General features: G+C 37.8%; 13 protein-coding genes. 8 read left to right on the top strand and 5 right to left on the bottom strand.

Features of this window, described 5'->3' with window-relative positions:
* Positions 1–367 precede the first annotated feature (367 nt).
* Together BXY75_RS11140 and BXY75_RS11135 are read right to left on the bottom strand one after the other, a co-directional pair.
* On the bottom strand, positions 368–856 hold the full coding sequence (locus BXY75_RS11140) for an AAA family ATPase (protein ID WP_121907828.1): 489 nt from the start codon (positions 854–856) through the stop codon (positions 368–370).
* Between the two features lie 8 nt (positions 857–864).
* Positions 865–2,202 carry a hypothetical protein gene (locus tag BXY75_RS11135; protein WP_147437272.1) on the bottom strand — a complete coding sequence of 446 codons (1,338 nt, stop codon included), beginning with the start codon at positions 2,200–2,202 and terminating at the stop codon, positions 865–867.
* Between the two features lie 513 nt (positions 2,203–2,715).
* Between BXY75_RS11135 and BXY75_RS11125 the strand changes: the two genes are divergently transcribed.
* From BXY75_RS11125 to BXY75_RS11100, 6 genes are all read left to right on the top strand, one after another.
* Positions 2,716–5,787, top strand: a complete 3,072-nt coding sequence (locus BXY75_RS11125; RefSeq protein ID WP_121907825.1) for a DNA polymerase III subunit alpha — start codon at positions 2,716–2,718, stop codon at positions 5,785–5,787.
* Between the two features lie 213 nt (positions 5,788–6,000).
* Positions 6,001–6,273, top strand: a complete 273-nt coding sequence (locus BXY75_RS11120; RefSeq protein WP_121907824.1) for a GIY-YIG nuclease family protein — start codon at positions 6,001–6,003, stop codon at positions 6,271–6,273.
* Between the two features lie 261 nt (positions 6,274–6,534).
* Positions 6,535–6,825 (top strand): GIY-YIG nuclease family protein, encoded by a 291-nt coding sequence (locus tag BXY75_RS11115; protein ID WP_121907823.1) that lies wholly within the window; start codon positions 6,535–6,537, stop codon positions 6,823–6,825.
* Positions 6,826–7,072: 247 nt separating this feature from the next.
* Positions 7,073–8,290 (top strand): DNA polymerase IV, encoded by a 1,218-nt coding sequence (gene dinB / locus BXY75_RS11110; protein ID WP_121907822.1) that lies wholly within the window; start codon positions 7,073–7,075, stop codon positions 8,288–8,290.
* Positions 8,291–8,438: 148 nt separating this feature from the next.
* Positions 8,439–9,863 (top strand): L-serine ammonia-lyase, encoded by a 1,425-nt coding sequence (locus tag BXY75_RS11105; RefSeq protein WP_121907821.1) that lies wholly within the window; start codon positions 8,439–8,441, stop codon positions 9,861–9,863.
* Positions 9,864–10,123: 260 nt separating this feature from the next.
* Complete coding sequence (locus BXY75_RS11100; RefSeq protein ID WP_121907820.1) at positions 10,124–10,645, top strand: hypothetical protein; 522 nt, start codon at positions 10,124–10,126, stop codon at positions 10,643–10,645.
* A gap of 12 nt (positions 10,646–10,657) precedes the next feature.
* Here BXY75_RS11100 and BXY75_RS11095 read toward each other — a convergent pair whose 3' ends face one another.
* Complete coding sequence (locus BXY75_RS11095) at positions 10,658–11,119, bottom strand: nuclear transport factor 2 family protein (protein WP_121907819.1); 462 nt, start codon at positions 11,117–11,119, stop codon at positions 10,658–10,660.
* A gap of 63 nt (positions 11,120–11,182) precedes the next feature.
* Between BXY75_RS11095 and panB the strand changes: the two genes are divergently transcribed.
* Positions 11,183–12,001 carry a 3-methyl-2-oxobutanoate hydroxymethyltransferase gene (gene panB / locus BXY75_RS11090; RefSeq protein WP_121907818.1) on the top strand — a complete coding sequence of 273 codons (819 nt, stop codon included), beginning with the start codon at positions 11,183–11,185 and terminating at the stop codon, positions 11,999–12,001.
* A gap of 52 nt (positions 12,002–12,053) precedes the next feature.
* Positions 12,054–12,746, top strand: a complete 693-nt coding sequence (locus tag BXY75_RS11085; protein ID WP_394347375.1) for an RluA family pseudouridine synthase — start codon at positions 12,054–12,056, stop codon at positions 12,744–12,746.
* Here BXY75_RS11085 and BXY75_RS11080 read toward each other — a convergent pair.
* Positions 12,743–13,396 (bottom strand): response regulator transcription factor, encoded by a 654-nt coding sequence (locus tag BXY75_RS11080; protein ID WP_121907816.1) that lies wholly within the window; start codon positions 13,394–13,396, stop codon positions 12,743–12,745. The two genes, BXY75_RS11085 and BXY75_RS11080, sit on opposite strands and share 4 nt — an antisense overlap.
* On the bottom strand, positions 13,374–14,168 hold the full coding sequence (locus BXY75_RS11075) for a sensor histidine kinase (protein ID WP_121907815.1): 795 nt from the start codon (positions 14,166–14,168) through the stop codon (positions 13,374–13,376). The genes BXY75_RS11080 and BXY75_RS11075 overlap by 23 nt, the downstream gene beginning before the upstream one ends.
* Between the last annotated feature and the right edge of the window lie 33 nt (positions 14,169–14,201).

Raw genomic sequence — 14,201 nt, 5'->3', positions numbered from 1 at the left:
TAGGCTGTAAGCTGTAGGCAAAATTAAATTAAATGAAATTGAATATTGAGTATTTTTATATGGGGCAAGCTTTCACTACTCGCTTTAAATTGTCTCCCTGAGCGCTCCCGATTCGTGGGGAGAAGGGTCTAGACAATTTAAGAGCTCAAACATACCGTTCAATCCCTCTTGCAAAAAAGCTGAGATTATAAATGATATGTTATAACAAAACATATAGTGAAGTGCTTCTAGATACTTTTTCAATAAACCTTTTAGGATTTTGTGAAACACACGAAGTGAAACTCTTATTAAAAGCAGACCCTCCGTCAGTTCGAGTGAATTGTGAGCTGCGACAGCAGACTTGCAATTTATATCGAGAACAAAAATCTCAATCATTTATCCAAACACTATCCAACATCTCCTCCACATCCGGCGGTTCGAACCATGATTCCATAAATTCAAAATTCTCATCAGTCACTTCAAATTCGAAGGATGCCCCTTTTTCCCTGTTGCGTTTCATAATCCGTTCACGCCTTATTTCCGAAGGAATATCCAAAAAATGTAATTTACACTCCATATTATTCTCTTTCGCAAATTGCCGAAACTTCTCTCTGTGTTCTCTTTTGGATAGACCGAGATCAAGAATCGAATCAGTATCTGAAGTTTCCAATTGCAAAATCAAGGACATCATTAATTTTTCTACTCTCTCGATGCGTTCCAGAAACCAATCGAGACCGTCCTCATCTGTCTTATCGGGGAGAAACAAAAGTTTATTCCAAGTATCGATTGAAAAAACGAGACCCTTGGTTTCTTCTTTTAATAAATTGGAATAGGTCGTTTTACCAGAACCGGTATTACCTACAATAAGGTGTATCATAAATTGGATTAATCGGTCATAAAAACATCAAAGTAAAACTGTCCCGCCCAGCAATTGGCAGACTGATCACCAAAAACATCAGTCCGGGTAATATTCATAGTAAGTGAAGTAGCAGATTTAGCAGCATAATTCAAACTAAATGTATCGGGAAAAGAACTATTATTATTCGCACTAAAGATAAAACCTAAAGGAGTAAAAGGTAAAGGTGGAGAAAAGTCATATCGAACTTGAAGCCGCTCCGGTCGAAGTGGGGCAGCCAAAACATCAATTCCTCCTCCGCTTATTACAGTTCCTGCCGTTGTTTGACGCGCCAGTACTTGCCAATTCACAGTTGTGGGTACTCCTTTTATAGTAACAGAAAAAGTACCGGTACTTCCCACCGAAACCACATCACACATAGGAATTTCCATGCCCGAAAATGATACGATTAATGGAATATCTGCTATATCTGCATTGGTAAGTTGCTGCCAGGTTGCATTTCCATTAGCATCCGAAATTAGCGCTTTACCAGTTGCCTGATTCCCGTCTACCAATCGCAATGCAGGCGGTGCAGCCGAAGAAATCACGACATCATCTATAAAGGCGGCATCACTTCCGCTACTCGCACTAACATCTTTTTCATAAGCCCATCTTAATGTATTAGTACCCTGAGCCAAGGCGTACGTTTGTTGTGCATAACTCAAATTACCAGACCATTCATCCTGTTGCAAACCGTTAATGTAAAATCTCAAAAAATCGAAATTCACCTCACTGCTCACCGACGAATAAAAGCTCAAAGTAGCTCCTCCTGCTGGAATGTTTGCTGCATATTCCATATATGTGGTTTGGTTATCAGATATTGCCCCCGAGCCTGCCGCGCTACTTCCACTATTAACCGTTGTTGTTTGTAAAGCCCAATTTGCATCTCCACCAGTAGTAAAAGGTGTTATTGCACTTTCAAAATCCTGATTAACGATGGTCATCGCACTCCCAATACTTTCTATATGAAGTTTGGTCGTCGGAGTAGCTGTTCCTACGCCTACATTACCCGAATTTGCATTGTATATATCGTTTGCCGATGCCGCCCAGTTAGAAGCTGCCCCACCACTAAAAGGTGACCAAACAGTACCATTCCAATAATAAAATCCGGCTGTTCCATCGGTTTGAAAAATTAATAAACCTGTCGCAGGACTAACGATTAAATCTCGTTCTGCCTGTGTTAGCCTTGGAATAAGAATTCCCGTTTCTGTGGAAGTTATATCCAAAGCAGCACTTGGATCGGGGGTTATCGTGCCTATTCCTACCTGTGCATGAATAGAAATTGAAAAAAGGACAATGAATACAAAAACTAAGTTCTTTTGTATCATAGAGTGAGGTGTTTGGTTAGTTTGATTTTTTAAATCATCATAATTTACCATTCTCAGTATCAGCTACCAAATAGTCTCTTGTCAATTCGATGAGTTCAATTGAATCATCTATGAAATACCCTTTTCATAACTAGTTTTGTCAGTTCGCTTCTCGATACATTTTTATAAAACCTTTCAGGTTTTATAAAAACACTCGAAGTGACAAGGAGTGCAAAACAAACCTCCGTCGGTTCGCTTCTCGATACATTTTTACAAAACCTTCCAGGTTTTACAAAAACACTCGAAGTGAAAAGGAGCGCAAAACAAACCTCCGTCAGTTCGCTTCTCGATACATTTTTACAAAACCTTTCAGGTTTTATGAAAATACTCGAAGTGACAAGGAGCGCAAAACAAACCTCCGTCGGTTCGAGTGAATTTGAATGAGCGTAGCGAATTAAAATTTGTATCGAGAACTTATTAACAATATTTTTATAACTTGGAATAATTCCATAATTTTGGAATATATCCAAATTAATGTATTTAAACACGCATACATATTATAGCTTACGCTACGGCACTATAAAGCCAAAAGACCTGCTGGAAACGGCTCAGGAGCTTGGTGTTGACTGTATAGCACTCACCGACATCAACAGCACTTCGGCCTGTCTGGATTTTGCACGTATGGCGCCAGAGCATGCTATTCGTCCGGTCCTGGGAGTAGATTTCCGAAATGGAGTACAACAGCAGTTTATTATGTTGGCGAAGAACAATGAAGGATTTTTAAATATCAATCGGTATCTGTCTTCCTTCCTTCGTGAAAACCCGGGCATAGATACTTTGGGTGAACTCGCTGCTGCTTCAAGCAAACTCCCTTCCGAAGCAACCATTCCGGAACGCGCAAAAATTCTTCCTTATACCTATATAATATATCCCTATGCTTCTTTTAAGGGAAACGAACTTTCAAAAAATGAATTTCTAGGTGTGAAAATGGAAGACATCAACCGCTTAAAATTCTCTCCCTGGAAGCATCGTTTGGAAAAACTGGTAATTCTTCAAACTGTGAGTTTTCAGAATAAAAAAGGCTTCAACACTCATCGACTGCTTCGGGCGATAGACAATAACACCTTATTAAGTAAACTCCCTCTTTCTGAACAAGCTAGCGAGAAGGATATTTTTCTCTCTTCGGAAGAAATTAAAGAGGCATTTGCAGCCTTTCCGAAGCTTATAGAAAACACAGAAACACTACTCGATCAATGCAACATTGCTTTCGACTTTTCGAAAGATACGCCCAACAATCAAAGCTCCTATACTCACAATGAAGCGCTTGATTTTCGGCTACTGAAAAAACTTGCTTATGGCGGAATCCATTACCGTTATGGTGTCCCCGATGATAATGTGTTGTTGCGTATTAAAAAAGAACTGGAAATCATTCAGCAAAAAGGCTTTGTTTCTTACTTCCTTATCAATTGGAAGATCTTAAAATATGCCCGCAGCAAGGAATATTTCTACGTAGGTAGAGGAAGCGGTGCCAATAGTGTGATTGCATATCTGCTTCGGATTACCGATGTAGATCCTATTGAACTGGATCTTTATTTTGAACGTTTTATCAATCTTTATCGTAAAAATCCGCCCGATTTCGATATTGACTTCTCATGGAAAGACCGTGATGATATCACCCAATTTATCTTCCGAAGCTTTAAAAATACCGCGCTGATTACGGTTTATAATACTTTTAAATACAAGGCTTCAGTAAGAGAATTAGGGAAGGTTTTTGGACTCCCGAAAGCTGAGATTGATGTGCTTTCCAAAGGGGATTACAATTACAATACACTAGACAAATTAACGCGACTGGTCATTGTTTATAGTAAGTACATTCAAGGGTTTCCTAATTATCTGGGGATCCATGCCGGCGGGATATTAATTTCAGAAAAACCCATTCATTACTATACCGCGACTTTTATGCCACCCAAGGGGTTTGCCACTACTCAATTCGACATGGTCGTAGCCGAAGATATTGGTTTGTATAAGTTCGATATTTTGAGTCAGAGAGGGCTTGGAAAAATAAAAGATGCTGTAGCAATTGTTCGGTACAATCGCCCCGAGCTCCCTCCTATCGACATCCATGACATTAAGCGTTTTAAGCAGGATGAACGCATCAAAGATCTGCTGCGAAATGCCAAGGCGATTGGTTGTTTTTATGTAGAATCACCTGCCATGCGTATGTTACTTCGGAAACTTAGGGTGGATGATTATCTGGGATTGGTAGCGGCCAGTTCGGTAATACGACCGGGAGTCGCAAAATCCGGAATGATGCGCGAATATATTTTAAGGTATCGGTACCCCGAGCGAAGAAAAGAGGCCCATCCTGTGATGCTGGACATTATGCCTGAAACCTATGGAGTCATGGTATATCAGGAAGATGTAATTAAGGTAGCTCACTATTTTGGCGGTCTAACACTCGGGGAAGCCGATATGTTACGAAGAGGAATGTCGGGGAAATTTAGATCCAGAGATGAATTTTTAAAAGTCAAACAACAGTTTTTCGACAACTGTCATAACAGCGGAAAACCGGAAGCTCTTACCCAGGAAATCTGGCGGCAGATAGAGAGTTTTGCCGGCTATGCGTTTGCCAAAGGGCATTCGGCTTCTTATGCTGTGGAGAGTTACCAAAGTCTCTTTTTGAAAGCCTATTATCCTTTAGAATACATGGTCGCTACGCTCAATAATGGCGGCGGATTTTACCGTCCGGAATTATATGTACATGAGGCGCGGATGCACGGAGGCACCATTCTCCCACCTTGCATCAATTACAGTTATTCCCAAACCATTATTCACGGAAAAGAAATTTACTTAGGTTTTGGGTTTCTGCATTCGCTGGAAAATAAGGTCATTAAAAAAATAACTTCGGAAAGAGATAGTAACGGCTATTTTATAAGTCTGGATGACTTCATTGAAAGAGTACCAATCTCTATCGAACAGATTAACATTCTAATAAAAATGAATGCCTTTCGGTTTACCGGAAGAAACAAAAGGGAATTGTTATGGGAGGCTCATATGAAGACTAGCAAGGTGGTAGTAGAAACACATATTCAAACGCTATTTAAAACAGAAAGAATTAGCTATAAAACTCCCGACCTACCAAACACCAGCTTAGAAGATGCTTTTGATGAGATAGAATTATTGGGATTTCCGTTATGCGACCCTTTTGAGTTATTACCAGACCCATCAACAAATCCGGTACGAGTAAAACACTTGCTCATTTTTGAAGGAAAGCAGGTCACAATTGAAGGGTATTTGGTTTCAATAAAAAACACAGCCACTTCCGATGGAAAAGGGATGTACTTCGGAACTTTTTTAGACAGAGACGGCTATTTTATCGACACAGTACATTTTCCGCAGGTAGCAGCTCGATACAGGTTTAGAGGAAAAGGAATTTACAGTATTACAGGCAAGGTGGTCGTAGAATTTGATTGTATTTCGATTGAAGTTTCTAAAATGGAACGCTTGGGAATGATCGAAGACCCCAGATATAGCGACGTATTACTCAAAGCAAATTCTGTGAAAAATTTTAATAGAAGAGTGAGGATTAATAACAGTAATAATTAAATGAATGATGTTAGTTCGCTTCTCGATACTTTTTTACAAAACCTTCTAGGTTTTATAAAAACACTCGAAGTGATAAGGGGAGCAAAACAAACCTCCGTCAGTTCGAGTGAATTGAATGAAGCACAGCGAAATTCAATTTGTATCGAGAACCGAGTGAATTGAAAAGAGCGCAGCAAGCTTGCAATTAATATCGAGAACCTAAAACACACCACTATGAAAACATACTATGTATACATTTTAAAATGTTCGGATGGATCGTATTACACCGATTTCACCTCTAATCTTGATGCAAAAATCGAGGTACATCAATCTGGCAAACGCAGTGATCTATACACTTTCCAGCGCGGACCTGTACAATTGGTCTTCTCTGCCGAGTTCAACGTTCCTATGTTCGCTATAGCCGCAAAAAAGCAAATTGGAAGGTGGTCTAAGGCAAAAAAAGAAGCGTTAATTAATGGGGAATTTAACTTCTCGGTACATTCATAGCTATAAAACACCTTTGTCGGTTCACTTCTCGATACATTTTCACAAAACCTTCCAGGTTTTTTGAAAACACTCGAAGTGACAAGGGGAGCAAAACAAACCTCCGTCAGTTCGCTTCTCGATACATTTTCACAAAACCTTCCAGGTTTTATAAAAACACTCGAAGTGACAAGGGGAGCAAAACAAACCTCCGTCAGTTCGAGTGAATTGGAATGAGCGTAGCGAATTTCCAATTTGTATCGAGAACCTAAAACACCCCCCACTATGAAGACATACTATGTATACATTTTAAAATGTTCGGACAACAGATACTATACTGGCTTTACATCTAATCTCAGCAAGAGATTTGAAGAACATCAAACTGGAAAATATAAAGGCTCCTACACTTGCAATCGAAGGCCACTAATCTTAAGTTTTTACACAGAATTTACCAACCCATCTATCGCTATTGAAACCGAAAAACAAATTAAAAATTGGTCGAAAGCCAAGAAAGAAGCTTTGATCAACGGAGCATATGATGAATTAGTAAACTTGGCTAAAAAAAACTTCAAATGACTTCTCGATACATTTTCTTCAAACCTTTCAGGCTTTGAAAAAAACACTCGAAGTGACAATGAAGAGTAAAATAAAACCGCAGTCAGTTCGCTTCTCGATACTTTTTTACAAAACCTTCCAGGTTTTATAAAAACACTCGAAGTGACAAGGGGAGCAAAACAAACCTCCGTCAGTTCGAGTGAATTGTAAGCTGCGATAGCAAGCTTACAATTAGTATCGAGAACACACAACCCTACAATCTTTTAAAGTGGATCAAAACCGCCACATAGTACATATGGATCTGGACACTTTCTTCGTGTCTTGCGAACGTTTATTAGATAGCAGGCTTAATGGCAAAGCTGTTCTTATAGGAGGCACTACCGATCGCGGGGTAGTTGCTTCCTGCAGTTATGAAGCTCGCAAGTTTGGAATTCACTCTGCGATGCCTATGCGTATGGCCAAACAACTATGTCCCGAAGCCATTGTATTAAGAGGAAACGCTGGAATTTACAGCAAGTTCTCCAATATGGTAACCGATGTCATCAAAGAAAGTGTACCTCTGTACGAAAAGACATCGGTAGATGAGTTTTATATCGACCTTAGCGGTATGGATCGTTTTTTTGGCTGTAACCAACTCGCAACCGAATTGCGGACGAGAATCATTAAAGAAACCGGATTGCCAATTTCTTTCGGACTCTCAATCAATAAGACGGTTTCCAAAATTGCTACAGGAGAAGCAAAGCCGAATAACCAAATACAGATCATAAAAGGTACCGAAAAACCATTCTTATCACCTTTATCGGTTCGTAAAATCCCCATGGTTGGTGAAGTTACGTATCGTACACTCTGTGATCTAGGGATTAAGCAAATAAAAACGATTCAGGAAATGCCCATTGAAATGATGGCAAGAGTCTTTGGTAAAAATGGCATGGTGATCTGGAAAAAAGCCAATGGTATCGATAATTCTCCGGTCGTACAGTATACCGAACGCAAGTCCATATCTACCGAAAGAACCTTTGACAAAGACACTACCGATATTAAAAAACTGGAAGGGATTATCATAGCAATGACAGAAAACCTAATCTATCAACTTAGACGTGGCAATAAATTAACAGCTTGTGTTACCTTTAAAATCCGCTATTCAGATTTCCAAACCTATACGCAGCAAAAACGAATTCCTTATAGTGCTTCCGATCACAAAATTCTGCCGGTAGTAATGGATCTCTATAAAAACCTATATCAACGTAGATTATTAGTCCGTTTGGTAGGTGTGCGTTTTAGTCATTTGGTAGAAGGCGGACAGCAAATCGATCTTTTTGATGATAATGATAAAATCATTAATCTATATCAGGCCATGGATAAAATGCGGGAACGATACGGTGATAGAGCTGTTATAAAAGCTTCAGGTATGGGAGCAAAAAGTATAAGCCGTTGGAATCCCTTTACCGGAGAGCCACCTCCATTACTTCCAAATAGGAGAAGATGAAGACAGATGTTCAGTGTTCAGTGTTCAGTGTTCAGTGTTCAAATAAATAAAATCTGCGTTGAAATTCGTATTAACTGCTTCAGAAATAAACAACATTCAAATTCTTAAGAAGTGGAAATAATAGTACATTTACCCTAAGTTTTATTCTATGGAAAGTATTAGCGTTTTCGACATGTTAAAAATTGGTGTAGGACCATCAAGTTCACACACTTTAGGGCCTTGGCGTGCAGCAGGACGATGGATTGAAGAACTCAAAACCAAAGAGGTTTTTAACCAAGTAGTAGAAATTAACGTAGACTTATACGGTTCCTTATCTCTAACAGGAAAAGGTCATGCCACAGATATAGCTGTAATGTTAGGTTTATACGGATTCGACCCAGTAAGCTTTCCAATAGAAAAAATTGACGAAACCATTTCTTTTATTTCTTCAGAACAAAAAATAAAGCTCAACGACGAATTAGAGGTACCCTTTCTTCCGAAGGAAAACATAAAATTCAATAGAAAATTCTTAGATTTTCACCCAAACGGAATCACCTTCCGGGCAACATTGCAAAACGGCAAAAAAACATCATCTACTTTTTACTCCATTGGAGGAGGATTCGTGGTGAAAGAAGAACGAAAACGTGCTAAAGTGAAAATCGAAAAGTTTTCACATTTTCCATTTCCTACTGAAAAAGGAGTAGATCTTCTGTCTTACTGTAAATCTGAAGGAAAATCGATTAGTGAGATTGTTATGGAAAACGAACGATCCCTACGATCTGACTTTGAAATAAATGAGCAGTTAAAGGCAATATGGGATGTAATGCTCGATTCTATGTATGTAGGATGCCACACTGAAGGAAAGCTTCCAGGAGGACTTAACGTTAAGCGAAGAGCCTATGAAATAAATAAAAACCTCCTTGGCGAAGCCACTTATACAAATGCATTGGAATGGATCGCCACAATTCGCGATACTGAGGTGAAATTTAGACAGATTCTTAAGTATGTTTCTTGTTTTGCCCTTGCTGTAAATGAAGTAAATGCATCTTTGGGGCGTGTTGTCACAGCTCCAACCAATGGAAGTGCCGGTGTGATCCCCGCCGTATTAATGTATTATATGGTAATTGAAAATCACGATGCCAACTTTGAGGATATTCGTAAATTCCTTTTGGTAAGTGGTGAAATAGGTAGTCTGTTTAAGAAAGGCGCCACAATTTCAGCAGCAATGGGTGGCTGTCAGGCAGAAATTGGAGTATCCTCAGCCATGGCAGCAGGAGCATTAACCGAACTAATGGGTGGTAGCCCAGAACAGGTATTAATGGCGAGTGAAATAGCAATGGAACATCATTTAGGACTTACATGTGATCCAATTGGTGGTTTGGTGCAAATTCCATGTATAGAACGAAATGCTATGGGAGCTATCAAAGCAATTAGTGCCTGTGAAATGGCATTGGATAGCGATCCAAGTCAAGCTAAAGTGCCTTTTGATAAAGTAATTGAAACTATGTGGGAAACTGCAAAAGACATGAACACTAAATACAAAGAAACCAGCGAAGGTGGATTGGCCGTAAAGGTAAGTTTAAGTGATTGTTAAATCATAGTTTCATAATATATAATACAACAACCCCTTTCTTCAATAATTTTTCTTCGAACAAAATAACCTAATTTTAGTTACGTTATCTAGTTAACAAACTGAAGAACTGTTTGTATCTCCACAATATCTATATTTGTAAGAATTTTCTTAATATTTTAAATTTTAACATTTAAAATGCAATTTTAATCGATAAACTGTGTTTATTTATCGTTAAAATGTAACAATGCATATGTAATTACCCGAATTTAGAATCCTACATTATGAAAAAGCCCCTACTTTTATTTTTGATTCTTGCAACAATTTGCACTTCATCTTCCAATGCACAACAAGTTAATATTGATGGTCGATTGAAACCTTTATTGGACAATTTCTTTGAACTGTGTAAATCCTATAATATCGAATATAACGATAAACTTTTTGCATTAAAAAAAATAGCAGTTGTAGATGACTTAAACACATCGCAGCGCGGATCCACTTTAGGTATGCTGCAAAGAGATGAATTTAAAAATGTGGAGAACATCGTGGTAAATTGGATAGCAATGTTAGATCCTGAAATCCTAAGAGTTGTAGCTTTTCATGAGTTTGGACATTACTTCTTAGAATATGATACTCATGTATGTGATGACTGTGGAATTATCATGTCGGTCGTTAACTCAAGTTATTTTGAAATAGCCAACGATTGGGAGAATCAAATAAAAATTTTATTTGAACAATCACCTGTCTATCTCCGAAATCAGAATTCGATTGCGACAAAGGTTGCTCAAGCATATCCTATGAACTAGTTTGAACAGAATTTATTGACTGCAACCTTGTCTTCTTCTGGAATCAATAATATTTAATATTTTCCAACCGTTATCGGTTTTTACAAGTGTAAAACAATTTGCACCACAGTGACTAAATTTGCCATTTAACCAGAATTCATAATCTGTCCATGCTAATCCAAGATTACCATCTTTAAAGCCTTTAAAACTGAGTAACTTTTCTTCCCATTTTTGATCAGCCGGCCTATTGGCGATGGCTGTAAGAAAATCTTTACCTGTTGACTGGGAAACTACATTCGAGCCATCCTTGGCAATAAAAGCAGTTTGCAAACTCATATTTCTGTCCATCACAGAGCGCATTAACAAAGTATCTCCTTTGTGAAATCCTTCAAAAAAGGTTTGAATTATCTGTTTTGCCCCATTTTCATTTAAATCGTCTTGCGAAAAACAATTGAAGAACATGGTCATACAAATTATAAACGGCAGAAACTTCATGATATATTTTTTTAAGGATGAGTATCAAAATTAGTACTTTTACATTTCAATTTCAGAAAAAATATGTCAACAGCAAAAAAAGAGTATAAACGCATCACTACCAAGACGTTAGTCGATATGAAAAAAAGAGGTGAAAAGATCTCTATGCTTACGGCATACGACTACACCATGGCAAAGATTGTTGATGGTTCTGGTATCGATGTTATTCTGGTAGGTGATTCTGCTTCTAATGTAATGGCGGGACATGAAACCACTTTACCTATTACTCTGGATCAAATGATATATCACGCTGCTTCAGTAGTACGTGCGATAGAGAGAAGTCTTGTTGTTGTCGATCTTCCCTTCGGAAGCTATCAAAGTGACCCAAAAGAAGCGTTGCGCTCTGCCATACGAATCATGAAAGAAAGTGGAGCACATGCGGTTAAGATGGAAGGTGGAAGAGAAATAAAAGAATCTATAAAACGAATTTTGAATGCCGGAATTCCTGTAATGGGACATTTAGGACTCACACCTCAATCTATATATAAATTTGGGACATACACTGTTCGTGCAAAAGAAGATGAAGAAGCTGAAAAGTTAGTTGAAGACGCGTTACTTTTAGAGAAAGCGGGATGTTTTGCAATAGTAATCGAAAAAATTCCTGCTAAACTAGCAAAACGAATAGCGGAGAAACTAACAATTCCCATTATTGGTATTGGTGCAGGAAATGGTGTCGACGGGCAAGTCTTAGTAACACATGATATGATAGGCATGACCCATGAATTCAATCCAAGGTTTTTAAGAAGATATCTCGATTTGTATTCCGAAATGACAAATGCTTTTAGTCAGTACAGTAAGGATATAAAGAGCGGTGATTTTCCAAGTGATTCTGAGCAGTACTAAGTTTTGAATCACCTTCCCACCTTAGTTTTTTTCAACATTTAAAATATTATTCATCAAACTACTCAGCAACAAAAACAACTTACAAGTTCTCTTTGAAGATAATCATCTAATTATCATAAATAAGAGACCCGGTGATATTGTTCAGGGAGATAAAACGGGTGATAAACCATTATCGGAGGTGGTGAAAGAGTATATCGCTGAAAAATATAACAAACCCGGAGCAGTATATCTGGGAGTTGTCCATCGACTTGATCGACCCACAAGCGGCATTGTGGTCTTTGCGAAAACTTCGAAAGCACTAAGTCGTCTTAACAAGCTTTTCGCAAATAGAGAAACCAAAAAAACTTATTGGGCAATTGTAAAAAATGTGCCGGAAAAGCCTTCAGAAAAACTTATTCATTTTTTAAAAAGAAATCCGAAACAAAACAAATCCTATGCTCATATAAAGGAAGTTCCGGAGAGCAAAAAAGGCGTGTTAACTTATAGTATCGTTAAGACGTTAGACCGCTATTCACTTTTGGAGGTGAATCTAGAAACCGGAAGACATCATCAAATTCGCTCGCAGCTATCTGCAATTGGGAGTCCTATAAAAGGTGATTTAAAATACGGATTTGATCGAAGCAATAAAGACGGAAGTATTCATCTTCATGCGAGGCAATTACAATTTATACATCCTGTAAAATTAGAGCCTCTAGAAATAGTAGCTTCACCACCTGAAGATCCAATCTGGAATGCATGTAGTTAAAGCATCATTATGTCATTTTTAAGCGCATACAAAACGAGCCCTACCCTATTCTTAATTTCGAGTTTATTAAACAATTCTTGCCGATAACCATCGATGGTCTTGGGACTTAGATTCATTACGCTCGCTATTTCCTTATAGGTCATTTCACTACATGCGAGCTTCATAAAACGAATCTCATTTTCTTTAAACACAGGTGAATCATTCTCATTATCACTATTTAAAGAGTGTAATAGAGCAGCGGCAACTTTATCGGAATGGTAGTATCCTTTTTCCTTTACTTCATAAAGTGCTTCTTTCAGCTTATCGGGATGTATATCCTTTAATAAATAGCCTTTGGCTCCATTACAAAGCATTTTCAAAATGACCTCTTCGTCATCTTCCATCGATAAGGCGAGTACCTTAATTTTCGGGTGGTTTTCTGAAAGCCAGATAATGGTATCATGACCATTCATCACCGGCATATTTATATCTAATAAGATAATTTCAGGTAAGATATCATTTGATTTTATTTTCTCTTGAAGATCTACCCCATTTTTAGCATGATACAATACATTGAAGCCAGTAAACGAGTGGATTAGTTTTTCCAGCGACTCAGCGAAAAGTAAATGATCATCGACAATAACGACATTAATTCCTGGGGAGTTGCTCATTTTTGTATGGATAGTTTAACATTAGTGATGTTCCTTCACCCACCCTTGAGGTGATGGTTAGATTTGCATTTAAAAGTTCGGCTCTACTTCTCATAGTTTCTAAACCTGAACTATCTGTTTTTTGTTTAGAATCGAATCCTACACCATCATCTTCTACTTTAATCTCAAGCATCGTCGCTTTATAGTCTAAAAGTACAAATAATTTCTTTGCTCTCGCATGTTTAATGACATTTGAGAAGAATTCCTGCAAAATTCTGAAAACGATAATCTCGTCACTACTTTTTAATGGAACCGACACACCCTTTACTAAAAGTTCGGCTTTTAAAAAGTTTAATTTATTGAAACGCTCTAATTCCAAATTAACAGAGGTTACTAATCCATTCTTCAAAATCACATCATTATTCAAGATTTTAGATAATGTCCGGATCTCTTGAACGGCGTCTTTAACTACATCTTTTGTTTCGTCTATTTGAGGATGAAATTTCTCCGGCGTATTATGACCCAGCATATTTAGTTGAATATTAACCACCGACAGTAGTTGTCCGATGTTATCATGTAATTCCCAAGCAATATTTTTAAAGGTCTGTTCCTGAATTTCAAACTTAGACTTTTCAATTTCCTTATCAAATTCTTGTTCTGCTTCCCATCGTTCTAATATAAATCTGTTTTTACGTTTTAAGAATGCAAAAAAGAAGAGTACTACGAATAATACTAAAAGTAGAATTACTGCAATAAAATAAATAATTAATAAGATTTCTTCCTTCTTGAGCATATAATGAATCCTAAAATATAAGTCGAATATAGA

Source organism: Ulvibacter antarcticus (assembly GCF_003688405.1).
GTDB classification, from domain to species: domain Bacteria; phylum Bacteroidota; class Bacteroidia; order Flavobacteriales; family Flavobacteriaceae; genus Ulvibacter; species Ulvibacter antarcticus.
The sequence above is the reverse complement of the archived record's forward strand: the minus strand, read 5'-3'. Positions and strand labels throughout refer to the sequence as shown.

What these genes read in the sequence shown, in the direction of transcription:
- BXY75_RS11140 (WP_121907828.1), bottom strand. Translation starts at nt 856, where the DNA reads ATGATACACCTTATTGTAGGTAATACCGGTTCTGGTAAAACGACCTAT.
- BXY75_RS11135 (WP_147437272.1), bottom strand. Translation starts at nt 2,202, where the DNA reads ATGATACAAAAGAACTTAGTTTTTGTATTCATTGTCCTTTTTTCAATT.
- BXY75_RS11125 (WP_121907825.1), top strand. Translation starts at nt 2,716, where the DNA reads ATGTATTTAAACACGCATACATATTATAGCTTACGCTACGGCACTATA.
- BXY75_RS11120 (WP_121907824.1), top strand. Translation starts at nt 6,001, where the DNA reads ATGAAAACATACTATGTATACATTTTAAAATGTTCGGATGGATCGTAT.
- BXY75_RS11115 (WP_121907823.1), top strand. Translation starts at nt 6,535, where the DNA reads ATGAAGACATACTATGTATACATTTTAAAATGTTCGGACAACAGATAC.
- BXY75_RS11105 (WP_121907821.1), top strand. Translation starts at nt 8,439, where the DNA reads ATGGAAAGTATTAGCGTTTTCGACATGTTAAAAATTGGTGTAGGACCA.
- BXY75_RS11100 (WP_121907820.1), top strand. Translation starts at nt 10,124, where the DNA reads ATGAAAAAGCCCCTACTTTTATTTTTGATTCTTGCAACAATTTGCACT.
- BXY75_RS11095 (WP_121907819.1), bottom strand. Translation starts at nt 11,119, where the DNA reads ATGAAGTTTCTGCCGTTTATAATTTGTATGACCATGTTCTTCAATTGT.
- panB (WP_121907818.1), top strand. Translation starts at nt 11,183, where the DNA reads ATGTCAACAGCAAAAAAAGAGTATAAACGCATCACTACCAAGACGTTA.
- BXY75_RS11080 (WP_121907816.1), bottom strand. Translation starts at nt 13,396, where the DNA reads ATGAGCAACTCCCCAGGAATTAATGTCGTTATTGTCGATGATCATTTA.
- BXY75_RS11075 (WP_121907815.1), bottom strand. Translation starts at nt 14,168, where the DNA reads ATGCTCAAGAAGGAAGAAATCTTATTAATTATTTATTTTATTGCAGTA.